Raw genomic sequence first — 23,476 nt, 5'->3', positions numbered from 1 at the left:
ATCAGGGAGGGTGACGATGCAAACACCAACAAAAGAACAAAACTTTGACTTAGTCTCAAAGTATGAACCCACTGGAGATCAACCAGCTGCGATTAATCAATTATCGTTAGGCTTAGATGAACATGTGAAAGAACAAATTTTGTTGGGTGCAACGGGAACCGGAAAAACATTTACGATTTCAAATGTGATCGCCAATGCCAATAAGCCGGTTTTGGTGTTATCACACAATAAAACCTTGGCGGGTCAACTCTATAGTGAATTCAAAGAATTCTTCCCGAATAATGCGGTGGAATACTTTGTGTCTTACTATGACTATTACCAACCAGAGGCGTATGTACCATCATCAGATACGTATATTGAAAAAGACTCATCTATTAATGATGAAATCGACAAGTTGCGTAATGCCGCAACGGCATCGCTATTGTCTCGTAATGACACAATTGTGGTGGCGTCTGTGTCATCTGTCTTTGGGTTGGGTAGCCCAGAACAATATCGTGATCATGTGATTAATCTACGTGTTGGTGAAGAACTCGATCGCAATGACTTGATGCGTAAGCTAGTCGAGATTCAATTCCAACGTAATGACATTGATTTTCAACGTGGTCGTTTCCGTGTACGTGGTGATGTGTTAGAAATTTTCCCGGCGTCTTCTGATTCACGTGCAATTCGTGTGGAATTCTTTGGGGATGAAATTGAACGCATTCGTGAGATTAATGCACTAACGGGGGAAATCGCCTTAGAAACAGATTTCGTGACGATTTATCCAGCGACGCATTTCATGACTAATGATGATATTCGATCACGGGCCGTGAAGACGATTCAAGCGGAATTGGATGAACAATTAAAGAAGTTTGAAGACGAAGGTAAGTTGCTGGAAGCACAACGTTTAAAGCAACGTACTGAGTATGACTTGGAAATGATTCAAGAAATGGGCTTCACTAATGGGATTGAAAATTATTCACGCCATATGGATGGTCGTGTCCCAGGAGAACCACCATTTACCTTACTTGATTTCTTCCCAGAAGATTTCTTAATTGTGGTCGATGAGTCTCACGTGACAATGCCACAAATTCGGGGGATGTACAAAGGTGACCGCGCACGTAAAGAAACATTGATTGATTATGGTTTCCGTTTGCCAAGTGCTTTGGATAACCGTCCGCTAAAGCTTGAAGAAGTGGAAAAGCATATCAATGAGATTATTTATATGTCAGCGACACCAGGTGATTACGAATTAGAACATGTCCGACCAGAGCACATTGCGCAACAAATTATCCGACCAACTGGTTTGTTGGATCCAACGATTGAAGTGCGACCAGTGATGGGCCAAATTGATGATCTGTTGGGTGAAATCAATGAACGTGCCGCTCGCGATGAACGTGTGTTCGTCACAACACTGACGAAGAAAATGGCAGAAGACTTGACCGACTACTTAGAGGACGTCGGAGTAAAAGTAAAGTATCTGCATTCTGATATCAAAACATTGGAACGAACAGAAATCATCCGTGATTTACGTTTAGGTAAATTTGATGTGCTAATTGGGATTAATCTGTTACGTGAGGGAATTGACGTACCCGAAGTATCTTTGGTTGCGATTTTGGATGCAGACAAAGAAGGCTTTTTGCGTAATGAACGTTCTTTGATTCAGACGATTGGACGTGCCGCCCGTAATGCGAATGGGCATGTGTTAATGTACGCTGATAAAACGACGCGTTCAATGCAAGCCGCCATCGACGAAACGCAACGTCGTCGTGAAATTCAAATGGCTTATAATACGGAGCATGGGATTACGCCACAAACGATTATTAAGCCAATCCGTGAAAATATCCAAGTTTCACGAGAAGCTGATGCCGGTCAAAAGACGGAAAGCTTTACCCAAGTTGCTTTCCAAGATATGGCTAAAGCCGATCAAGAAGAAACAGTGGCTAACTTGGAAGAACAAATGCGTGCCGCCGCAAAGCGTCTTGATTTTGAAGAAGCCGCTAATTTGCGTGACACAGTCATGGAACTACGCGTTCAAATGGGCAAGTAGTGAGATAAATAGCTAATAAAAAACACGTACATGCAGGAGTCGACATTGGTCAGGCTCAGCATGTACGTGTTTTTGTTTGATAAGCATTTATGTCTAGTAGCGTGACTACTTAGACTTCTTACGGCTTAAAATGTTTTGGATTTCAGTTAAATTCGCTTGAATACGATCATTGGCTTCGTTAATACGATCCAAATGGGGCTTGTTCTTGTAGGCAAGCTTACGAGAACTACGTTCCATATCTTTTGAGAATTCTTCCAATTCTGGCACAGCCGCTTGCAAGTTAGATGTAGCAGTTGTTAACTTTTTAACTGAAAGCTTTAGATGAACCATTTGGTTACGCCAAGCCTTGAAGCTGGCGCTAACACCAGAAAATAGGTTAGAAAAAAAGCGCATAATGAATCTCCCTTTTAATTAAATTGCTTTGCGATATTAGCTGCGCGGGCAGCGTAGATTTCAGATGTTGTTTCATGTGGTTCTACATCGGCTGGTAAGTTTAGCCCATCGTTTTCATAACGCGGAATCAAATGCACGTGTGAGTGGAAAACACTTTGTCCAGCAGGGGCACCGTTGTTCATCAAGACATTAAGACCGATGATAGCGGGGTCGCTGTCGCGAATGGCACGTGATACCACTGGAATCTTTGTTAGGACACGCGCCGCTAGGTCTTCGTCATAACCGTAAATGTCAGCTACGTGTTGCTTGGGAATTAGGAGAGTATGACCAGGTGTTGCTTGACTTAAATCTAGAAAGGCCAATACGTCCTCGTCCTCATACACTTTATAACTTGGAATTTCGCCTTGTACAATTAAATCAAAAATATCTGTTTCTGTTGCCATAATACACATCTCCCTTTGTCTTTATATTACATAAGTATACAGGAAATGAGGATGAAAACCAAAAGGCGAGATAATTTGATTTAGTGTAAAATAGAACTATTCAATACAGAACAAAAAGGGGAGACAAATGACCTTACAAGTAGAACAGCTATCTGGTGGCTATGGGCAACAAAATGTACTGCGTCAGGTATCATTTAACATTGAAGCGGGGGAAGTATTGGCGTTGATTGGATTAAATGGTTCCGGAAAATCAACAACCATTAATCATCTGATTGGTTTATTGGCACCAACGTCAGGGAAAATTCAATTAAATGGGGTGAACTTAATTGATGATCCGATTGCTTATAAGAAGCAAATTGCGTACATTCCAGAACAACCGGTCATCTATCCAGAATTAACGCTACAACAACATATTCAATTAATGATTGATACGTACGGTTTGGATCAAACAAGTGCTTGGGAAAAAGCCAATCGCCTGTTGGACATGTTCCGCCTAATGAATAAAGAAAAATGGTATCCGACGCATTTTTCAAAGGGGATGCGCCAAAAGCTTATGATCGTGATGGCCTTCATGCTAGACGCCGACCTATATATCATTGACGAACCATTTTTGGGGCTTGATGTTGTGGCCGTTGATCATCTTTTGGCATTGATGGCAGAAAAGAAGGCCGCAGGTGCAAAAATTTTGGTGACCACCCATATGGTTGAGAAGTTAAGTGATTTGGCCGACTCATTTGTTTATCTCGAACATGGTGAAGTTGCTGCTCAAGGATTAATGAATCAATATGTTGATCCTCGCGAGGCGCACTAATGGCCAAAGACTTATTTAAGCGCCGCTGGCAACAGCAATGGCGTCGTTTTGCGAAGTATCTGCGCTATGTCTTTAACGACCATGCGATTTTAGCATTGGTATTTATCCTTGGGGCAGGGTTAGTCGCATATCGTAATTTTCTGATAACGATGCCCATCACAATCGTTAATCAATGTTTAGTCGCAGGTGTTGTCTTGGTCAGTGCACTGTTTTGGCGCGTACCGGCGACCTTTATTGCGGAAGCAGATCCTTTATATTTTATGGGGGATGAAAAGAGCTTACGTGACTTACGTCAGATGGGAATCATCTACAGTGTTTGTGTCCGAAGTGTGATTCAAATGGCTGTCTTAATTGTTTTATTGCCAATGATGCTTCGTCAATTTAGTCAATTACCTGGCGTACTTTGGGCGCTATTAATAGGTAGTGTTGCGCTAGCAATCGCCGTTATGCTGTATACAGGACGTCAAGCAACGCAATATGCGAAGCAAACAACACCATTGTTGAATTGGCGTGAGGTAACACAATTAGAAACAAGGCGTGTCCAACGTATTTTACAAGTGTTTAGTTGGTTTATTGACGTGCCTGAACACAAAACAGATGTTCGTAGCCATGCATGGTCAGATTGGGTGATTAAGCACTGGCAAACGAAAAATGGGTTAACGAATTTATATGTCACAACCTTTTTACGTACCAATGACTATATCCAATTATGGATCACGATGATTGTCGTGGGGATGGTGGTCGTGAGTACCTTAGATGGTTGGTTGATGATTGGCTTGTTGATGGGCTTAATTTATCTATTTACCATTCAAGTATTGCCAATCATGATTGCCTATCGGCAACGAGTGTTTGATCACTTAATTCCGGTGACGGTAAAACAACGCCAAAAGGCCTTTCACCAATTAATGGGACCTTTGTTGGGTAGCATGCTGGTTATCTGGGGAATTATTGGTCTAATTGCGGGCTTGCCAGTAAAAATGATTCTAATGGTAGAAATTATACTTGTCTTATGGGCGTTAGCTTTGGTATTCTTATACTCAGACCGCAAAGCGGAAAACATGTTCAAAAGGAGATAAACACGTGCGTTTACGAAAGAAAATGTGGGCTGGTCCATGGATTGATGACCATGCTGACCTAGTTGTCACACAAAAGCGAGCAACAGATATGAAGGGGAAGTGGGCTGGCCTATTTGCCAAGGAACAACCAATTCACATCGAAGTTGGAACTGGTAAGGGGCAATTCATTGTCGGTATGGCAAAGAAGTACCCAGACACTAACTTTATCGGAATGGAAATTCAAGAATCTGCTGTTGCTGTTGCGGCACGTAAGGCAGATGAAGACGAAGATGACCTACCTAACTTGAAGTTTATTTACGGTGATGGTGCCGGTGTTGATACATACTTCGAAAAGGGTGAAGTTGCAAAGGTTTTCTTGAACTTCTCAGATCCTTGGCCAAAGTCACGTCACGAAACACGTCGTTTGACTTACAAGTCATTCCTTGAAGGTTACGAAGCAATCTTGCCAGAAGGCGGAGAACTTGAATTCAAGACAGACAATCGTGGATTGTTTGAATACTCACTATACTCATTTGCGCAATACGGTATTACATTCTTGCCAAATGGTATTTCATTGGACTTGCATGCTGATGAAGATAAGATGGTAGACAACGTTGAAACTGAATACGAACAAAAGTTCTCAGAACGTGGTTTCCCAATCTACAAGTTCCAAGGGGCCTTCAAGAAGGCTGCTAAGTAATTAGTAGATAAGATAATAAAAAAACTGACTAACAATGCTGTTAGTCAGTTTTTTTATTGGTCTTAGATGAAGTCGTTATTGGCTTCACCAATCAAGGCTTGTAGCGTAACACTATCTTTTTTACGTGATAATTCACTCGTTACTTCAACCGGGCGATCAAAAAGGGTTTCCAGTGCTTGGGCTAGGAAACCTGCTTCTAATGAAAAGGATGCGTCAGTCGCATTAAGTACGCGAGCATCTACAATATCACCAGATAAACGCCATTCAGAGTGAGTTGTGGCTGTCTTAACAACTTCTAGATAACCAAATCCAGCAGTTGTAAAGAAATCCATGATTTCAGTTTCACTACCAAATGTTTCCGTAAGCGCTAAACTCTTACCAGCCCAGTAAGTAATTTCGGCTTGATTTTCTTGAAACAAAGTAGGAATTAATCGGTCACGTAGAACCTCAAGGGGAAATGTTGCATTTAATGAATCCGGCATCTTATCCAGTTATCTCCTGTCTGTATGATTACATAATTAAAATTATAACGAAAGTACCATCATTTGCCAATAACCAGAAAAGCATGGTAAAATTTTCTAATGAGAACACGGGAGGGACAAGCATGTTATCAACACGTAACGACTTAGATAATATTACATTAGGGGTCTTACAGGCCGACTTGCTCGTTCAAGAATTAGAAGGGCAAGCACAAGCCGATTGGCGCGCTGCGGGCTCACTGACATTAGCGACGATTAGTAGTTTATCACGTGGGTATAATTTATCAGCATTGATGGATCAATTTACTTACTGGTATTTACACGCCGATTATACAGCTTTGCGTAAAAAGCAAGTGCCAGGTCGTGTAACAGAAACCGCAATTCAACACTATTTGGATCACCGTGATCCATTTTCTTCAGGAAGTTTGTTAGAAACTGACACGGAGAATGGTGCGTTATTACGAATTACGCCAGTGGTCCTATATCTGCGTGCAGAATATGGCGCTGATTTCGTATCAAAAGATCCAGCGATGTTAATTTTGCATCAAATTTGTGGTGTCACACATAATACACCACGGACCTTGATTGCGGTTGGATTATACGCCATGATTATTAACCAATTATTGAGTGGCGAAAATCTTGAAATTGCAATTGATGAAGCCATGAATTCAGCGTTTGAATATTATGCCAAGCATCCTGTTTTTGCAGCGGATCTAAGTGCATTTGATACGTTGAATACACCGGACTTTAAGAGCTTACCGGTCAGTGAAATTACGGCAAGTGCGGATGTTATTGATACATTGGAAGCAACCTTGTGGGTATTATTAAATACTGGGGATAAATTCAGTGCCTTACATTTGGCATCTGAACTACAAGGTTCACCACAACGCATGTTGCCACTATTAGGTGCAATGACAGGGCTTATGTATGGGGCAGAGCCGCTGGAGAGTATGCAATTAACCGCTAAGGGGATGGGCTTTGTGACGCGCATTTTAACGATTGCGAAACGTCATGGGGTTTTTGAATTAGAATCGTAATGGTAACGACCAAACGGGTATGTTTGGTCATACATAGTATTGAGAAGAAGTGTGTATGTACATAACGGGGGAACGTCATGTTTAGCAGTATTGCGAACGGTATTTTAATACTGTTCTTTGTTTTGAGTATGAGTATGTCAATTTTTTTCCTATCACAATTGAATAAACGATTTGTGTCGGAAAGGGTCAGGCGTGTTTTAGAATTAATTTTTGCGAGTAGTTTTGTTTACATCATCATGATCTTAACATTTCATTCAAGTGGCTTTTTATTCTTCATTTATATGCCAGTGATGGTGTCATTAGTTTCAATGGATCGGGACACGAGCAATATGATTGGATTTATGACCCCGATTATTTTGGGATACTCATTATGGGATTTCCGGGACTGGCCTTTAACTGACATAACGTTATTGGTCGTTATTCTGTGGATAATGATTGACATCATTTCATGGTTAAGTCGTAAAATTGAACCAATAAAGTGGAAGATACTATTTTTGACGATTGCGTTTATTATAGTAGAGATGAGTGAATCATTTGTTTTCTTGCCGTATCGTATTTATAGTCCCAATGTTATTCAGATTATTTTGGTTTACGCTGTGTTTGGTGTCTATCTGACTTACCTGTCATCATATAGCGAGCGTAACAAGTTATTTCAGCAGGAAGCCATCTACACAGATGAACTGACTGAATTACAAAATTATCGTGCATTTAGTGAATTAGTTCATCAGCCACATGATAATGACAATATTATTATTTTGGTTTTTGATATTGATCACTTTAAAGAGATTAATGATGAAAATGGCCATGTAACGGGAAATCGAGTACTGAAGATGGTCGTTGGGTCTATTCAGAAGCGATTAAATGTCCAGGATACGATTACAAAATATGAAACTTACCGTTTTGGTGGCGATGAGATTGTTGTTGCGATGTGGTTGGAACATGATGACAAAATGAACGAAGACAATATTCGATACCATTTTGACGCTGTGCGAAAGCAAATCAGTCAACTTGGTCATGAAGAATTTCAATTAGACGTTACAATTTCTTGTGGTGTGAGTGCTAGTCGCTATCATCATGGTAATTTAATTGAGACATTTAAAGGGGCGGATGCCACCTTGTATACCGTTAAACGTAATAATAAAAATGGGATTGCGTTTGAGCAAGACATATAAAGTATAAATGAAGCAGCAGTGACGCAATGTCATTGCTGTTTTTCTTTTTTCACAATTAGGTAAATTTATGTTTAAGCAAGTATAGTATAATGATATTGAGAAAACGCTTACAATTAGGAGGGCGCGTATATGGTAGATATTAAAATGGTGGCGACAGACTTGGACGGAACCTTTTTTGATGACGAAAAACACATTAATGGCGAAAAGTTTGATCGTGTGTTAACGCACTTTGAAGAAAATGGATTACGCTTTGTCATTGCAACAGGAAATGATAAGCGCGTGGTTGATCGTGTATTTGCAGACTTTTATGGTCGATATGATTATGTGATTAATAACGGTGGGGTGGTTATTGACGCTGATCAAAAGCAATATCGAGATGCCACACTAAGTATGTCAGATGTGGTTCTTATTACTGAAACCTTATTAAAGGCCGATGTTACTTGGCGTGCTGGACTCGTCTATACCGGTGAAAAGGGGAGTTACATGCATGAAGATTTTAGAGGGGTAGGGGAACGTTTTCACTTCCTAGAGTTCTACGTACCAACTTTAAAGTTTATTCAAGAGCTAGCGCATATGTCTGAAGACAAAATCCATAAAATAAGTTTTGATTGTTTGCCGGAGGAAGCAGAAGGATTGATGGCTTTGTTTAACGATCAATACAGTGATCGCTTATATGCCACAACATCGGGTTATGGATCAGTGGACGTTATTCCAGCGAATGTGAATAAGGCGACAGGGATGACTTATCTACTAGATGCATTTGATGTTAAGCCAGAAGAAGTAATGGCTTTTGGTGATGGTATGAACGATTATGAAATGCTAAAACATGTCGGTGTACCAATCGCGATGCCGAATGGAGAAAAACGATTGATCGAGGAATTTGAATTAGCTGTCAATGACAACAATCACGATGGTGTGTTGGATACGATAATTGAACGACTAAATATTAAATAACTAAAGATTTTATTAAGACATTAATCGCTGATTAATGTCTTTTTTAATGTAGATAACACACTTTTTAAAGCGTTTGTAACAATTGTGTAATATACAAAAGTTAGTGGAAAAACATAAGTGAATTGGTATATGTTACTTATGTATCCCTGTTGCATTGGTATTGCCGTTGTTTTGTCTGGGATGTCCTGTTTTGGTTGTGAATGTCAGGTTTCCTACATAAACTTAAGACAATCTAAATTGTCGTCATAAAGATTAATAATTGTTAAGGAAATGTAAAGAAGATTAGGTATAGTTAAAGACATATTAAGAGATAGACATATGAGGGGATTCGCGATGATTACTACTAAGGGACAAAAGACAGCTGCAGTATTGGCTACGATGGTTGGAGCAACAACACTTGCTACAATGGGAACAACTGAACAAGCCTCTGCTAATTCAACAACAATGAATGTTGAAGGCGTATACAAGGTTGACAATCTAGTTCAATACATGGGTAAGTGGTACGTTGTCACAAACCCAATTGCCATTCCAACGGTTGATTACAACAACTGGATTCCAGTTGATCCATTGACTGTTACGGATGCAAATGGAAAGCGTCATGCTAACCAAACTTTGAAGAAGGGTTCTTACTACACTTTCTCAAACAAGAACTACCAAGTACGTTACAACCAAGGTGAAAACTTGAGTTTGACGATGGATGGAGAACCAGTTTGGTTTAAGAAGTCAGCTTTGAGTGGATCAGTTGGAAAGCCAACTTCAAAGCCTTCAGAAAACAACAACAATAATAACAACGGTTCACAAGGGCAAAACGTAAACAACGTTAACGTTCGTCAATCAGGAATTAACGGATACTACAACGGTGGTTACAGCTACCCAGCACTACAATGTACTGGATTCATTGCGCAAATTTTGGCTGACCGTGGTATTAACCCAGCACAATTCCAATTCCTTGGAAATGGTGAAGCATGGGCACGTAACGCACAAGCTCGTGGAATTTCAGTATCAATGACACCGCGTGTTGGTTCTGTTGTCTCATTTAAGGCACAAGGTTGGTATGCTGGATACGGTCACGTTGGATACATTACAGCTGTTAACAACGATGGATCATTCCAAATGGCTGAAGGAAACTTCGCGGGAAAGCCTTACAACGAACGTACTGTTTGGGTAAACAACGACGTTGCGGGAATTATTCACTTTTAATTTTAAATATTAAAAAGCATCTGTTGACATTCAGATGCTTTTTTGCTAAAAATGTGATATAATATAAATATACAAATGGTTTTTAATTTTATTGAAATTATCAACTGAGTAATCAAGAATTATTGATTATAAGTTTTAAAAATGGGAGGTATACGTATGTCTTTAAACAATTGGTTTAAGGTTCAAATGTTGAAGCGTCATCGCTCACGTGTACAACGAAAGTTAGTTGCGACTTATGCAAGTGACAGTCGTCGTTTAGATTTTGAAGAACGTCAAAAAAACCTAACAAGTCGCCTTAAGGAACTTGAAAAGGAAATTGATAGTTTAACAAAGTAACAAAATTAAAGGCAGCCCTTAGTGGGTTGCCTTTTTTGCTGTATACTAGAGTAATATGCATGTCATTGAAATAGGTAATGAATTATGAGAGTGAGGGAAATATGGGGATTTTAAAACATTTTAAACAGAGTACCAAAGCATTTGCGCGCAATTGGCTAAGTTATATGCTCTTGTTTATCAGCTTGAATGTTATTTTACAATTAGCGGTCGCATTTTTTAATGCCGCAGCATCATGGATTTTACGTATGCAAGATATTCCATATATCTCATATACAAATCTAACGGTTTTGATTCAAAAACCATTAGCGACGCTGTTATTGTTAATCTTGTTTATTATTTTAATTTTGACCGTCTTTCTACAATTTGCCTACCTATTATTAGGAATGCGTCAAATTGCACAAGGGCGTTTCAATTTAAAGCAACTTTTGAAAGAGAGTTGGCAAGCGCTACAAATTATTAGTTGGCGTTCAGCTTTATTCCTATTGGGTTACTTTATGGTGATTGTCCAAGCCGGACAAGAAGTTTTTGGTAGTCAATTATTAGGGAAAGTTGTTATTCCAACGTTTATTGTTGATTTCTTAGTACAAAACATCTGGCTGGGTGTCTTGTTAGTTGTCCTAGGGTTCCTAGTTGGATATATTGCTATTCGCTGGATCTTTATCTTACCACTTGTTATTTTAGGGAAGAAAAGCGCAAAAGTTGCCGTTAAAACGAGTATGGCAATTACACATCGCAAGTTTTGGCGTTTCACCATTCAACTATGGTCATTGGGTGCTTTAACAGCGATTCCTAGAGTGATCACGTTTGGGCTAATTTTTATGAGTCAAACATTGATTGATGAATTAGCCACGCCAATTGCGCTCTTTGGTGGGGTGATTAGCCTATCATTAATTCAAGTTTTGAATTTGTTCTTTAGTGCCTGGACATCAATGGTGCTGTTAACATTGCTACTATCTAATGACGCGATTGTTCCTTATATGGAAGAAAGTGAACCAGCAGTATCTTGGCGTGCGAAGCGTTGGATGAAGACGGCATCTACAATGGTGATTACATTAGCCGCTGTTATGATCGTATCATTTAATGTTGTTTATCTACTTGGTATTGGACAAACGGTACCAAAGACGATTTCTCATCGTGGAGTTGATGGGGTTGAAACACCTAATGGGGCGCAAAACACAATTCCAGCATTGGTGAAGACCAGTGCATTGAAGCCAGATTATGTTGAAATGGACATTCAAGAAACTAAAGATGGTCAATTTGTAGTCATGCACGATCCGAATATGAAGAATTTAACTGGGGTCGATGGGGCGCCACAAGATTATACGTTACAAGAATTGTCACGTATGACGGTGGAAGAAAATGGATTTAAAGCACCATTACCAAGTTTTGATGAATATTTAGCCGCCGCAAATAATGCGGATCAAAAGCTGCTTGTTGAAATCAAAACATCTAAAAAGGATTCACCAGATATGATGGATAACTTTTTAGATAAGTACCAAGATGAGCTGTTGAAAGACGGCCATGAGGTGCAATCATTAGACTATAATGTGGTGGCCGTTTTGAAGCAAAAGGCACCTAAGCTGTATGTGTCGTACATTTTACCTTACAATTTTGTCTATCCACATACTGATGCAGATGCATATACAATGGAAGAAACAACATTGAATAACCGATTCACGTCAAAGGCACATGCTGGAGGTCGTGAAGTATATGCTTGGACGATTAATGATACAGACACAATGCGTCGTATGATGTCATACAATGTTGATGGTGTTATTACTGACGAATTAAGCGTCTTGCAAGATGAAATTAAATCTGATCAAGAAAACCCATCATATGCACAACGTATTCAACACTATGTAATTAGCATGCCGAGTTTATCTAGCGGTACAGCCTCTTAAGGTTGTTAGATAGCAGGTTATTAGAATAAGACTATCCCTATTTATGCAGGGGTAGTCTTTTTTGTTTGTATTTTTAGTAAGTGTTTTGTATGATAAAATCGCTTAAAAGGTGGTGTATTGACTTATATTATAGAAGTACGTATGGAGAGTGTTGAATTTAAAACAATTCAATGTAATTTTAAATTAAATTTATTTAGCCGCCTGTAATCGTTGATATGACTGGTTTCATAACAAATAATGTTGTTTTTTTAAAGTAATTGAATTTTTCTAACTAGACGGATGTTTTAAAATACGTTATTTTTATATCTGTTATTCATTATGTATAGGACATTGATTATTATTTGTATGTCACATGAATGTGGTGATACTTAATGAAATACATATTTTAAGGAGAAGTTTTATATGAAGGCATTTACAACATATCGCCCACTTTGGTTGGCAATGGCTCTTGTAAGTTTTGTGGTTACATTGTTTATCAACACAGGCGTACAAGCGAGTCAAATTAATTCAAATCTTTTTGTGGATGAAATTTCAATTTCAAAGACAGAAATTTCAGCTGGAGATAATGCAGAAATCACAATCCGTTTTAGTGAAAAGAATGGTCATGAATTCAAGCCCGGCGATGAAATGATTTTTGAATTGCCCAGCGAACTAAAGGGTTACAAGAATGAAATGTTGTTGGAAGACTATGCGACAGTTCGAGTTGAAGAAGGTCGTGCTATTGTAACTTTCACAGACAAGACAACTGTTAAGAAGAACATCAAGGGAATGTTGTCATTCAGTATTAAGGCAACAGATAAGCTTGAAGCTGGAACATCTAAGAATGTGACATTGGACCTAGGAACAAACATTCAAAAGGTACCCAATGTAAAGGTTAAGGGACACGATAAGCGTGGACCTGGTGAAGAACCCGCACCTGATTTTTCATACAAGGGTGGATTCGTTAGTGAAAATGATCCAACATTGATTAACTGGTATATTGTTGTCAACGCATCACCACGTTACCAAATGACTGGTAATGTTGTTGTGACTGATGAATTGGGACCTGGTCATGAATATGTGCCATCATCTTTCCGTCTTGATGGAAACAACAACATGACTGCACCAGAAGTTAAGATGGATGGTAAGAAGTTCACTGTAACTTTGCCAGAAGCATATGTTAGTGAACACACAATTGGGATTCACTACCAAACACGTCTGACTGAAGCTGGAAAGAAGATGATTAAGTTGGACAACACTTTCACGACTAACTACCAAGTGAAGAACAACCGTCCAAACTCTATCTCAAACAAGGTTAGCGTTAACAATGTGTTGATGTCTGGTAAGATCGAAGGTGACGATGATCTAAACAAGGGAACTGAAGAAACAGTCGACCCAATGCCAGAAGAAAACACTGACGAAATCGCACCAATCGAACCAGAAAATGGTAACGAAGGTGAAAGTGATAAGCTAGAAGATAGCATTCATGGTTCAAAAGAAGAAATTCACGTGTTGCCTGAAGAAGAAGTTACACCAGAAGAAAACACTGATGAAATCGCACCAATCGAACCAGAAAATGGTAGCGAAGGTGAAAACGAAAAGCTAGAAGACGGCATCAATGGCTCACAAGAAGAAATTCACGTGACACCTGAAGAAGAAGTTATTCCAGAAGAAAACGTTGATGAAATCGCACCAATCGAACCAGATAACGGTAGCGAAGGTGAAAACGAAAAGTTAGAAGATGGCATCAATGGATCACAAGAAGAAATTCACGTGGCACCTGAAGAAGAAATTATTCCAGAAGAAAACGTTGATGAAATCGCACCAATCGAACCAGAAAATGGTAACGAAGGTGAAAACGAAAAGCTAGAAGATGGCATTAATGGATCACAAGAAGAAATTCACGTGACACCTGAAGAAGAAGTTATCGATGAAGGTAAGATTGACACTATTGACCCAATCACACCAGAAAATGGTAACGAAAGCACAGAAGAAAACCAACTTGAAGATGGTATTCGTGGATCACAACCAGAAATTAACGTTGTGCCCGAAGAAGAAATTGTGCCCGAAGAAGAAGTAACACCAATTAAGCCAAATGGTGCTGAAAAGAAGACACCAAAGACAACAACTAAGCCAGCTGTTAAGAAGACAACAACTACTACAACAAACACAACGGTAGCACCTAAGCCGGTTGCGCCAAAGAAGGAAACAACAAAGGTTGTTGCGCCTAAGTCTGTTGAAAAGAATGTTGATGTTAAGGCAGAACAACTACCAAATACTGGATCAGAAAACAATGTTGCTGTAACAGTTCTTGGATTGCTAGGTATGGTTTTTGCCGGGGCAATGGTTGTACGTCGTCGTAAGTAAACTTTCTTGTTTATTGATTAAACCAGTACAAATACTCATAAAAAGGGAGATAGAAGCATCGGCTTTTATCTCCTTTTTCTTTTATATTTTAGATGACACTCCGCAAAGAGTTCGCTATACTAATTAACAATTCTAATCATAACTATATTTTAGATAATGGAAGGTAACCATTCATGCTACACATTATTAATGCACGCGTATTGGATGTATTCACACAAACGTTTGAAGAAACAGAACTTTGGATTGACGGAAAGCAGATTGCGTTCCGTGGGCGTAGTGATGTCTTGCAAGCAACAGAGACATATGATGCCAAAGGTGCTTACATTGCGCCGGGATTAATTGATGCGCATTTGCATATTGAAAGTAGCTTGTTACGCCCCGCTGAATTAGGTCGTTTGTTGGCCTCACATGGCATCACAACGGGAATTGCAGATCCTCATGAATTAGCCAGTGTCGCTGGTAAAGATGGTATCTCATTTATGTTGGCGGATGCAGAAGCTAGCTTAACCAACTTTTACTTCATGTTACCTTCATCAGTGCCAGCGGTTGATTTTGAACATGCAGGGGCGACCTTAAAAGCCGCTGATCTAAAAGAGTTTTATGCGCATGCTCGTGTAAATGGCTTGGCTGAGGTGATGGATTTTCCTGCGGTAGCGGCGAAAGAATCGGACATGATGCAAAAAATTGCCGACGCACAAGCCCTAAACAAGCGTATTGATGGACATGGTTCTGGTTTGACGCGTGAACAATTAGCGATTTATCGCCAAGCGGGTATTACATCTGATCATGAAGCGACGTCAGTTGCTGAAGCAGAAGACCGATTAGCGGCCGGTATGCACATTTTGATTCGCCAAGGGACTGTTGAACAAGATGAACGTGCGTTATTGCCAGCGGTAACACCACAAAATCAACATCGCTTTAGTTTTTCAACGGATGATAAAACAGTTAGCGACATTGTTGCGCGTGGATCAATTGACGAAAGTGTAGCGATTGCTTTAGCTGAAGGACTACCGTTAGAAATTGTCCTAACAATGGCTAGTTACAATGCAGCCCAAGCTGAAGGACTACAAAATGTTGGTGCTTTGAATGATGGCTATGCGGCTGACGTGATTGTCTTTAACGATAAAGAAGACTTTTCGGTTGCACAAACCATGATTTCAGGGGAATGGATTAACGATAATAGCGTGAATAAAACCAATGACGTTCAACCATTAAGTACACCTTTGAACTTTACTTTGACTGAGCAAAATCTAGATGTCCCAATTACAAGTGACAAAGTTCATGTCATTGGTATTGAACCAAATCATATTACAACAAGCCATCAATATGTATCTGTTCCAACGGATAATGGGATGTTTATGCCTAATCAAGAATTTCAAAAAATTATGGTTGCGGAACGTTATCATGATTTAGGCGCAACCACGGGTATTATTAGTGGCTTAGATCTTAAGCAAGGAGCCATTGGGGCAACAGTTGCGCATGATTCACACAATGTGATTATTGCTGGTGTGGATGATGCAGCGATGTTGAAAGTGGCTGAAACACTTCGTGAAATGAATGGTGGTTTAGTTGTGGCCATTGATGCAGAGACAGTTGTTGCCGTACCTTTGGCAATCGGTGGTCTAATGTCAGATGAACCGTATGAAGTAGTGGCTGAACAATATCAGACGTTACAAGCTGCCTTTAAAGAGATTAGTTCAGTGACATTTGATCCATTTATCACGTTGTCATTTATGGCATTACCCGTTATTCCGTCATTAAAGATTACGGATCAAGGTCTCTTTGATTTTGAAAAGTTTGCGTTTATTCAATTAAACGACGCGCAATAATAGAGTGAGTCTGGTGCGGTTTTAAGAACATAGAAAACGATTCACCAGTGAATGGTACAGCTAAAATTTTATTTTATGACTATTAAAAGATATTCGGCTATGCTAAGCTAGACGGGTAAACAATTGAATATTTTTACTACTAGGGGAACCATATTGGTTGAGACTTAAACCCTTTGAACCTGAACAAGCTAAAACTTGCGGAGGAAAGTAGCGATTTGATATGACTATTAGACTAGCTCAATCAGACTCTACTTTTTTGCGTAGGGACTGGTTGAGCTTTTTTTTACGATTGGAGAAGAATATGCAATTACGCGACAAGATTAAGACAGAGAAGCCATTGGTGTTGAATTTGGCGAATTCTGTGACACCTCAACGTGTCGCAGATGTGGTAAGTATGTTGGGTGGGAGTCCGTTAGTCACAGAAACAAGTCATGAAACTGATGAACTATTAGCGATTTCAAAAGCATTGGTGATCAATATTGGGACAATTACTGATGAGCAATTAAGTACGATGATTAAAGCGGGAATCCGCGCAAATGAATTACATATTCCGGTTATTTTGGATCCTGTCGCGGTACACATGCCATACCGTAGTCGTTGTGTCCAACAATTAGCAGAATCGGTCCATTTCGATTACATCCGTGGAAACTCAGCGGAAATTGCCTGGTTTGCCAATGAAGAAAGTCAAGCAACCGGTATTGATGCCTTAGACGACGATATTAATGTCGCAACCGTCAAAAATGCAGCGCAAACAACAGGCGCGATTATTGTACAATCCGGACCAGTAGATGTCATTAGTGATGGGACACAAACGGTAAGTATTGACTACAATAACCCAGCATTAGCCACGAATGTGGGTGCGGGGGATATGTTGAGTGCAGTCGTTGCGACATTTGCGAGTGTGGCAGATGATCCATTTGAAGCAGCTTATGTGGCTGCATTGAATATGAAATTGGCTGGTCAAAATACAACGGCGCTTGTTGGTGATGACCGTCCAGGATCATATATGCCTGCTTTTTTTGATGCCATTTACCGCTTACAAGATACAGACATAGCAGAAGGAGTCATGACATGGCATTAGCCGAAATTCCACAAGTTTTAACTATTGCCGGAATTGATTCCAGTGGTGGTGCTGGGGTGAATGCGGACACAAGACTATTCGCTCTTGAGCATGTTTACGCGGCAACGGTGATTACCGGTGTAACGGCGCAAAATACGTATGGCGTCCAAGCGTTGGCACCAACAGAAAAGGATTTGTTAGTCGCACAATTAGATGCGGTGTTTTCTGACTTAGATATTAAGGCGATGAAGACAGGCGCTTTATTTGATGCACAAGTCGTGCAAACGCTGGTAGATTATTTGCCGAAAGTATCAGAGATACCATTGGTAATTGATCCAGTAATGGTGGCAAAAGGTGGTGCCAAGTTATTATCTGATGAAGCAATTCAATTATTAACCCATAAACTATTACCTTTTGCCTATTTAGTCACACCTAATACGGCTGAGGCAGAAGTGATGACTGGTATCCGCATAGATGATGAAGCAGATATGCTTCGTGCGGCTGAAATGATTCAAGCATTGGGAGTCAAGAATGTCTTAATCAAAGGTGGTCATATGACTGGAGATACAGTGGCTGATTTATTGTACACCGAAGCTGGTCAAATTTATTGGTACACGAATCCACGATTTGAAACCATTCGTACGCATGGAACCGGTGATACATTGTCTGCCTTTATTACAGCGCATCTAGCTAAAGGTCAGGAATTACCAGACATTTTAGCTCAGGCGACCGATTATATGTCAGTGGTGATTCAACAGGGGATTAACGTTGGTCATGGGCACGGGCCTTTGAACTTATGGGCAGAGAAAGAATAGGCATTTGCATGAACAGAAATATTTTGGCATTGTACGGTATTGCCGGTCCACAGAATTTTAAGGACACAACGAAAGCAGACGCATTAACGAGAATGAAAGACATTATTGCGAGTGGGATTACGGCGTTTCAATACCGCGATAAGGGAACGACTTGGGAGAGTTCAGCTGAACGCGTATCATACGTTCAAGAATTACGTGATTACGCTAAGCACCAAGGCGTACCATTCATTATTAACGATGATGTTGCATTAGCATTGGCCGTGGGAGCGGACGGTATTCATGTTGGTCAGAATGATATGAAGTTGGAAGATTTTTTACAAATGATTCCAACGGATATGTATGTGGGATTGTCGATTAATACGCTAACAGAAATGCAGGATGTGTTAAATCCGCGCATAGATTATTTGGGATTGGGACCAATTTATCCAACGTTGACTAAAAAAGACGCGACACCAAGTATTGGTGTTCCCGCAATTCCGGCGTATTTAGATGTCAATCGTCTAGGCTTACCAATTGTTGGGATTGGGGGTATCTCTTTAGATAATATGGCCGAATTAAAAACAGCTGGATTGGATGGTGTCGCGGTGATTTCGCTCTTAACAGAGGCACCTGATTTAGCACGGACACTGACAGAAATGACACATATTTGGGAGAATACGAGTAATGGAACAGATACAAAATAAATGGATGGATCGCATTTCGCAATGTCGATATGTGCAGGGGATTCAATACAATACGTTGACGCAACGCCAACGTAATTACTATGTGGCACAAGACCACTATTATTTAGAAATCTTCGGCGCAGCATTTGACGAGGTCAATCGTATTCTAGACAGCTTAGGCTTACTATCTGAAGTTCAATCTGTTGATGAATCAGATGCGCATCAAGCTTTGAAGCCAAATGATGGATGGAAACAGGAAGTCATTGGGGATGTTAGTAAGGCCTATACTGGATATATCCAAGAAATTATGCAAACTGGGGATGACTTGCAGAAGGTATTAGTGATGTTGCCATGTCTAGAATCTTATTATCTATTGGCCGCGGGCATGAAAAACGATGGTGAGACATCTGACGAATACAAAGGATGGATTGACTACTACACACAAAGTGCCTACATTGGACAAGTAAGTCGTTACCGTCAAGGGATTGTGGAATTAGTCAAAGGGAGTCGTACAGAAGCACGAATTACCCCCGCTGATTTACAGGTATACGAACAAGCGTATCAACATGAATATGACTTTTGGGAACAATGTGTTGTGTAATTTCCAGCTGTCACTATATATAGTAGGAAACTTGATTATGACGATTCATAATCAAGTTTTTTTGTTAGTTATGTGTAAAAGTCGTCGACCTATGATTAGAATGACAGAAATTTGTGGAATCTTTCGAATATGAGTTCCTTGTCTAAGGTATAATAAAGACACGATTAGAAAAGCAGGGGGAGTTATGGTAGAAGAAATACAAAATACAATGCAGATGTACGGACCAGCGATGTTAATCGCGTGGGGGATTACAGCTGTAATTGGTGTCATGCTTTATTTTAGTTTTAAATCAAATAAGTTACGTCTATTAAATGGTGGACTAGCAACGCTATTGGTGTTGAGTTTTGGGATTAGTATGACGGGATCAATCGTTATTATTGGTAATCCATTACTAACTGGCGCGTGGTTCATGCTAGCGCTGGTGGTCTTACTAATTATCTTAGCGATTTCTGCGATGTTAGGAGTGCTGCTCCTATGGAACGCGATTCTAGTGTGGCGTCGTGAAGCGCACACGTTAAGTAATTCATTAACGTTGATTATTGCGATTTACGTCCTATTGTCACCATTATTGTTTAATTGGTTTGATGCACACTTAAACTACATGGTCGCAGGTGGTATCCGCATTATTAGTGGTGTTATTATTGGTTACTTCGTCTTCTGGATGATTAACTTTACGATGTCATTCTTACTTTATGTCTTATTTAGACCAAAGTTAGATCAAAAATACATTATTGTTTTGGGTGCTGGGTTACTAAACGGTACTGAGCTATCAAACTTGCTAAAGTCTCGAATTGATGTTGCTTTGAAGTTTGCACAACGCCAAGTAGATAAGGGTGGTGAAAAGCCACTAATCATTCTATCTGGTGGACAAGGACCGGATGAAGATATTCCAGAAGGACGTGCAATGCGCGAATATGCTTTAAGCACTGGGTATCCAGCTGATTTGTTAATTGCCGAAGAAGAATCTAAAACAACCACAGAAAATATGATTTACTCTAAAAAAATCGTTGAAGCAAATGATCTACCATTAGATGGTGGTATCTTTGCCACAAGTGATTATCATGTTTTCCGTGCAGCGGGTAATGCACGTATCGCCGGGTTAACAATTGATGGTATTGGCGCACGTACACGTCGTTACTTTGTCTATAATGCCCTATTACGCGAATACATTGCCTTGTTGTCAGGGCATAAGCTATTCCATGCAGTTAGTTTAACCGCATTGATTATCTTTAACATTATTTTTGTGGTGATGTAAGAAAGAGGAAGTGACACAAATGGTAACCAAAACATTTGATAATTTAAAAGCCATTAAGCAAAAGCAAGTGTATGACGCCTTAGTGGAAGAATTCACGACCTATGCACTTGTGGATGCACAAGTGGCGCGTATTATCAAACGTGCTGACATATCTCGTGGATCATTTTATACGTACTTTACAGATTTGAATGATGCCTATAAGTGGGTATTCAGTCAAGTCATGCGTGATGTCCATGTGCATCGCGATTTGGACTCAATTGTACAAATGGTCCAAAATCAACCAAAAGTGTACCAGTTTCTACAAAAGTATTACCAAATTAATGAGCAATTTTTAGCGTTACATGATGAAGCTTTTGCACAATCTTTACGTCCGCGTTTACTACGAGAGGATGCAAGTGAGGCAGAAACAAAAGGGTGGTTAGCGATGCAAAGCGCGCACGGATTAATGCGTAATTTCTTCCTTTATCCTGATCGTGAAGCTGAAATTAAGACAACATATAAAAAAATTAATCAATTATTATCATAGTGATTTTAAAGCGTGGACGGTTGTCGTCTACGCTTTTTTGTTGGTTTTTAAAATATTTCAAATCACAATTTTAAAAACTTTTAAAAGTTGATTGTTGGGGCTTTGTTGTTGTTTAATAATAAAAAATTCACAAACTTTTAATACGTTTAAACGTTTTACTTTTTTCGTTTAAGTTTGATTTAACTATTGATATAATCGTGTTTTAAAGGGTCTTTTGTCATACGAATATATTTCGGTGACTTGTAAAAAACAAGTAGTTTGTGATAGTATTCATTTATCAATTAATTAGTTAACGTCGTAGATGTTATTGGAGGATCTATTATGAAAGTAGCCGTTATTGGAAGTACACATGCAGGTGTGTTCTCAGCAAAATCAATTAAAGCAGAACAACCGAACGCAGATATCCATGTTTTTGAACGCCATGATAACGTGTCATTTTTGTCATGTGGAATTGCGCTATGGGTAGGTGATCAAGTTTCTGATCCTAATCGTATGTTTTATGAATCACCAGAATCAATGCGTGAACAAGGAATTAACATGCATATGCAAACAGATGTCTTAGAAGCGGATTTAGCGACTAAGACACTACAAATTAAAGACTTAGTAACTGGTGAAATCACAACGGAAGTATTTGACAGGATTGTCATTGCGACAGGATCTAAAGCAGTGGTGCCACCATTGCCAGGAATTGACAGTGAGAAGATTTACTTTAGTAAGACATGGTCAGATGCTAATATCCTACGTGAAATCACACCAGAGATTAAAAAGGTTGTTGTTATCGGGGCAGGATACATTGGCGCTGAATTGGCGGAACAATTGTCTCACAAGGGAAAAGAAGTGACATTGATTGACGCAACAGATCGTGTAATGTCACGTACAGCGTCCAAAGAATTCTCATCTGTATATGAAGATGCCTTCATCTCACACGGTGTCGACTTAGCCTTGAATGAAATGGTTGTTGGTTTCGAAGATACTGATACAGGGATTATCGTTAACACTGATCAAGGGTCATACGAAGCGGACATGGCTGTGTTGAGTATTGGATTTACACCTAACACTGAACTTTTTGCAGGACAATTGGATATGTTGGGAAATGGTGCCATTGTAACTGATAAGTACATGGAAACAAGTGTAGCAGGCGTATTCTCAGCAGGTGATGCAAGTGCCGTATTTTCAACACCTACGCAATCATATGACTACATTCCACTGGCTACGAATGCGATTCGTCAAGGAATGGTGATTGGTCGTAATATTGTGACACCAACATTGGCACACCCCGGGACACAATCAACATCAGCTGTGGAATTATATGAATTAGCTTTTGCGTCAACAGGACTAAACAAGGTGAGTGCCGCTGTAAAGGGATTGGATGCAGAAACGGTATTAATTGAAGAAGACTACCGTCCTGACTTTATGTTGACAACGGAAAAGGTACAATGTTCATTAACGTGGGAGAAGGCCACAGGACGTATTATTGGGGCTGAATTTATGTCAAAGCATGATATCTCTCAAGCCGCAAACGTTGTTTCTTTGGCAATTGAAAACAATATGACGATTGAACAATTAGCGTTGACAGACTTCTTCTTCCAACCTAATTTTGATCAACCATTGAATTACATTTCTTCTGTTGCTTTGAAAGCTGTCACAACTGCACGTGGGGCACAATAACGCATGATTTAAGAAGAACAGTTAAAAAGACCTTACTACGATTAAGATAGTAAGGTCTTTTTTGTGCAATTATCGTGTGCGATTGTATTCATTAATCTGATGGAATGAGGATGTAAAGGAAACGTTACTTGAAATGTTAACAGTTGGTGCCAACAAACCGTCCTTTTTAGGGTATGCTTAGTAGTATATAAAGTGTTATATGGG

The 23,476-nt window shown here is 39.7% G+C and carries 22 protein-coding genes and 1 riboswitch; of the genes, 19 read left to right on the top strand and 3 right to left on the bottom strand.

Annotated features, from left to right (window positions below):
- Positions 1-16: 16 nt before the first annotated feature.
- Positions 17-2,029, top strand: a complete 2,013-nt coding sequence (gene uvrB, locus WS08_RS03295; protein ID WP_009765305.1) for an excinuclease ABC subunit UvrB — start codon at positions 17-19, stop codon at positions 2,027-2,029.
- A gap of 105 nt (positions 2,030-2,134) precedes the next feature.
- Here the strand turns inward: uvrB and WS08_RS03290 are convergent, their stop codons facing one another.
- Entirely contained in the window at positions 2,135-2,422 is a 288-nt protein-coding gene (locus WS08_RS03290; protein ID WP_009765306.1) for a hypothetical protein, read from the bottom strand.
- Positions 2,423-2,436: 14 nt separating this feature from the next.
- On the bottom strand, positions 2,437-2,865 hold the full coding sequence (locus WS08_RS03285) for an HIT family protein (RefSeq protein WP_009765307.1): 429 nt from the start codon (positions 2,863-2,865) through the stop codon (positions 2,437-2,439).
- Positions 2,866-2,992: 127 nt separating this feature from the next.
- Between WS08_RS03285 and WS08_RS03280 the strand changes: the two genes are divergently transcribed.
- Genes WS08_RS03280 through trmB form a run of 3 tightly spaced genes read left to right on the top strand, consistent with a single transcriptional unit; the run spans position 2,993 to position 5,431 of the window.
- Positions 2,993-3,676 (top strand): ABC transporter ATP-binding protein, encoded by a 684-nt coding sequence (locus tag WS08_RS03280; RefSeq protein ID WP_009765308.1) that lies wholly within the window; start codon positions 2,993-2,995, stop codon positions 3,674-3,676.
- A complete protein-coding gene (locus tag WS08_RS03275) occupies positions 3,676-4,752 on the top strand; it encodes an ABC transporter permease (RefSeq protein ID WP_038566651.1) in 1,077 nt (358 codons plus the stop codon). The genes WS08_RS03280 and WS08_RS03275 overlap by 1 nt, the downstream gene beginning before the upstream one ends.
- A gap of 4 nt (positions 4,753-4,756) precedes the next feature.
- Positions 4,757-5,431: a tRNA (guanosine(46)-N7)-methyltransferase TrmB gene (gene trmB / locus WS08_RS03270; RefSeq protein WP_009765310.1), complete on the top strand. Its 675-nt coding sequence runs from the start codon at positions 4,757-4,759 to the stop codon at positions 5,429-5,431.
- 62 nt (positions 5,432-5,493) lie between these two features.
- Here the strand turns inward: trmB and WS08_RS03265 are convergent, their stop codons facing one another.
- The gene (locus WS08_RS03265; RefSeq protein WP_009765311.1) at positions 5,494-5,913 is read right to left on the bottom strand and encodes a DUF2507 domain-containing protein; all 420 of its coding nucleotides are present in this window, start codon (positions 5,911-5,913) and stop codon (positions 5,494-5,496) included.
- 122 nt (positions 5,914-6,035) lie between these two features.
- Between WS08_RS03265 and WS08_RS03260 the strand changes: the two genes are divergently transcribed.
- The 15 genes from WS08_RS03260 (at position 6,036) to WS08_RS03190 (ending at position 23,272) form a co-directional block, all read left to right on the top strand.
- Positions 6,036-6,947, top strand: coding sequence for an ADP-ribosylglycohydrolase family protein (locus tag WS08_RS03260; RefSeq protein ID WP_009765312.1), 912 nt, complete (start codon positions 6,036-6,038; stop codon positions 6,945-6,947).
- A 77-nt stretch (positions 6,948-7,024) separates the two neighbouring features.
- Positions 7,025-8,119 (top strand): GGDEF domain-containing protein, encoded by a 1,095-nt coding sequence (locus WS08_RS03255; protein WP_038536182.1) that lies wholly within the window; start codon positions 7,025-7,027, stop codon positions 8,117-8,119.
- A gap of 129 nt (positions 8,120-8,248) precedes the next feature.
- On the top strand, positions 8,249-9,073 hold the full coding sequence (locus WS08_RS03250; RefSeq protein WP_009765315.1) for a Cof-type HAD-IIB family hydrolase: 825 nt from the start codon (positions 8,249-8,251) through the stop codon (positions 9,071-9,073).
- Positions 9,074-9,406: 333 nt separating this feature from the next.
- Positions 9,407-10,273, top strand: a complete 867-nt coding sequence (locus WS08_RS03245) for a CHAP domain-containing protein (RefSeq protein ID WP_009765316.1) — start codon at positions 9,407-9,409, stop codon at positions 10,271-10,273.
- Positions 10,274-10,429: 156 nt separating this feature from the next.
- Positions 10,430-10,609: a hypothetical protein gene (locus WS08_RS03240; protein WP_038528245.1), complete on the top strand. Its 180-nt coding sequence runs from the start codon at positions 10,430-10,432 to the stop codon at positions 10,607-10,609.
- A gap of 101 nt (positions 10,610-10,710) precedes the next feature.
- Positions 10,711-12,510, top strand: a complete 1,800-nt coding sequence (locus WS08_RS03235) for a glycerophosphoryl diester phosphodiesterase membrane domain-containing protein (protein ID WP_009765317.1) — start codon at positions 10,711-10,713, stop codon at positions 12,508-12,510.
- A 402-nt stretch (positions 12,511-12,912) separates the two neighbouring features.
- A complete protein-coding gene (locus WS08_RS03230; protein ID WP_038528242.1) occupies positions 12,913-14,856 on the top strand; it encodes an LPXTG cell wall anchor domain-containing protein in 1,944 nt (647 codons plus the stop codon).
- A 173-nt stretch (positions 14,857-15,029) separates the two neighbouring features.
- Positions 15,030-16,685: an adenine deaminase gene (gene ade / locus WS08_RS03225; RefSeq protein WP_009765320.1), complete on the top strand. Its 1,656-nt coding sequence runs from the start codon at positions 15,030-15,032 to the stop codon at positions 16,683-16,685.
- Positions 16,686-16,816: 131 nt separating this feature from the next.
- Positions 16,817-16,908: riboswitch (TPP riboswitch) on the top strand.
- Positions 16,909-16,986: 78 nt separating this feature from the next.
- Positions 16,987-17,766: a hydroxyethylthiazole kinase gene (gene thiM, locus WS08_RS03220; protein WP_009765321.1), complete on the top strand. Its 780-nt coding sequence runs from the start codon at positions 16,987-16,989 to the stop codon at positions 17,764-17,766.
- Positions 17,757-18,560, top strand: coding sequence for a bifunctional hydroxymethylpyrimidine kinase/phosphomethylpyrimidine kinase (thiD, locus tag WS08_RS03215; RefSeq protein WP_009765322.1), 804 nt, complete (start codon positions 17,757-17,759; stop codon positions 18,558-18,560). Before thiM ends, thiD begins: the two co-directional genes overlap by 10 nt.
- Before the next feature lie 8 nt (positions 18,561-18,568).
- Complete coding sequence (gene thiE / locus WS08_RS03210; protein WP_009765323.1) at positions 18,569-19,243, top strand: thiamine phosphate synthase; 675 nt, start codon at positions 18,569-18,571, stop codon at positions 19,241-19,243.
- Entirely contained in the window at positions 19,224-19,823 is a 600-nt protein-coding gene (locus WS08_RS03205; RefSeq protein WP_009765324.1) for a thiaminase II/PqqC family protein, read from the top strand. The genes thiE and WS08_RS03205 overlap by 20 nt, the downstream gene beginning before the upstream one ends.
- 184 nt (positions 19,824-20,007) lie before the next feature.
- Complete coding sequence (locus tag WS08_RS03200) at positions 20,008-21,078, top strand: YdcF family protein (protein ID WP_009765325.1); 1,071 nt, start codon at positions 20,008-20,010, stop codon at positions 21,076-21,078.
- A gap of 19 nt (positions 21,079-21,097) precedes the next feature.
- On the top strand, positions 21,098-21,604 hold the full coding sequence (locus WS08_RS03195; protein WP_009765326.1) for a TetR/AcrR family transcriptional regulator: 507 nt from the start codon (positions 21,098-21,100) through the stop codon (positions 21,602-21,604).
- Positions 21,605-21,925: 321 nt separating this feature from the next.
- Positions 21,926-23,272, top strand: a complete 1,347-nt coding sequence (locus WS08_RS03190) for an FAD-dependent oxidoreductase (RefSeq protein ID WP_009765327.1) — start codon at positions 21,926-21,928, stop codon at positions 23,270-23,272.
- Positions 23,273-23,476: the final 204 nt, after the last annotated feature.

The organism is Weissella tructae (assembly GCF_000732905.1).
Lineage (GTDB): Bacteria > Bacillota > Bacilli > Lactobacillales > Lactobacillaceae > Weissella > Weissella tructae.
The sequence above is the reverse complement of the archived record's forward strand: the minus strand, read 5'-3'. Positions and strand labels throughout refer to the sequence as shown.

What these genes read in the sequence shown, in the direction of transcription:
- WS08_RS03190 (WP_009765327.1), top strand. Translation starts at nt 21,926, where the DNA reads ATGAAAGTAGCCGTTATTGGAAGTACACATGCAGGTGTGTTCTCAGCA.
- WS08_RS03290 (WP_009765306.1), bottom strand. Translation starts at nt 2,422, where the DNA reads ATGCGCTTTTTTTCTAACCTATTTTCTGGTGTTAGCGCCAGCTTCAAG.
- WS08_RS03280 (WP_009765308.1), top strand. Translation starts at nt 2,993, where the DNA reads ATGACCTTACAAGTAGAACAGCTATCTGGTGGCTATGGGCAACAAAAT.
- WS08_RS03240 (WP_038528245.1), top strand. Translation starts at nt 10,430, where the DNA reads ATGTCTTTAAACAATTGGTTTAAGGTTCAAATGTTGAAGCGTCATCGC.
- thiE (WP_009765323.1), top strand. Translation starts at nt 18,569, where the DNA reads ATGAACAGAAATATTTTGGCATTGTACGGTATTGCCGGTCCACAGAAT.
- WS08_RS03275 (WP_038566651.1), top strand. Translation starts at nt 3,676, where the DNA reads ATGGCCAAAGACTTATTTAAGCGCCGCTGGCAACAGCAATGGCGTCGT.
- WS08_RS03265 (WP_009765311.1), bottom strand. Translation starts at nt 5,913, where the DNA reads ATGCCGGATTCATTAAATGCAACATTTCCCCTTGAGGTTCTACGTGAC.
- WS08_RS03255 (WP_038536182.1), top strand. Translation starts at nt 7,025, where the DNA reads ATGTTTAGCAGTATTGCGAACGGTATTTTAATACTGTTCTTTGTTTTG.
- WS08_RS03245 (WP_009765316.1), top strand. Translation starts at nt 9,407, where the DNA reads ATGATTACTACTAAGGGACAAAAGACAGCTGCAGTATTGGCTACGATG.
- WS08_RS03200 (WP_009765325.1), top strand. Translation starts at nt 20,008, where the DNA reads ATGGTAGAAGAAATACAAAATACAATGCAGATGTACGGACCAGCGATG.
- WS08_RS03260 (WP_009765312.1), top strand. Translation starts at nt 6,036, where the DNA reads ATGTTATCAACACGTAACGACTTAGATAATATTACATTAGGGGTCTTA.
- thiM (WP_009765321.1), top strand. Translation starts at nt 16,987, where the DNA reads ATGCAATTACGCGACAAGATTAAGACAGAGAAGCCATTGGTGTTGAAT.
- WS08_RS03250 (WP_009765315.1), top strand. Translation starts at nt 8,249, where the DNA reads ATGGTAGATATTAAAATGGTGGCGACAGACTTGGACGGAACCTTTTTT.
- thiD (WP_009765322.1), top strand. Translation starts at nt 17,757, where the DNA reads ATGGCATTAGCCGAAATTCCACAAGTTTTAACTATTGCCGGAATTGAT.
- uvrB (WP_009765305.1), top strand. Translation starts at nt 17, where the DNA reads ATGCAAACACCAACAAAAGAACAAAACTTTGACTTAGTCTCAAAGTAT.
- ade (WP_009765320.1), top strand. Translation starts at nt 15,030, where the DNA reads ATGCTACACATTATTAATGCACGCGTATTGGATGTATTCACACAAACG.
- WS08_RS03205 (WP_009765324.1), top strand. Translation starts at nt 19,224, where the DNA reads ATGGAACAGATACAAAATAAATGGATGGATCGCATTTCGCAATGTCGA.
- WS08_RS03285 (WP_009765307.1), bottom strand. Translation starts at nt 2,865, where the DNA reads ATGGCAACAGAAACAGATATTTTTGATTTAATTGTACAAGGCGAAATT.
- WS08_RS03235 (WP_009765317.1), top strand. Translation starts at nt 10,711, where the DNA reads ATGGGGATTTTAAAACATTTTAAACAGAGTACCAAAGCATTTGCGCGC.
- WS08_RS03195 (WP_009765326.1), top strand. Translation starts at nt 21,098, where the DNA reads ATGGTAACCAAAACATTTGATAATTTAAAAGCCATTAAGCAAAAGCAA.
- WS08_RS03230 (WP_038528242.1), top strand. Translation starts at nt 12,913, where the DNA reads ATGAAGGCATTTACAACATATCGCCCACTTTGGTTGGCAATGGCTCTT.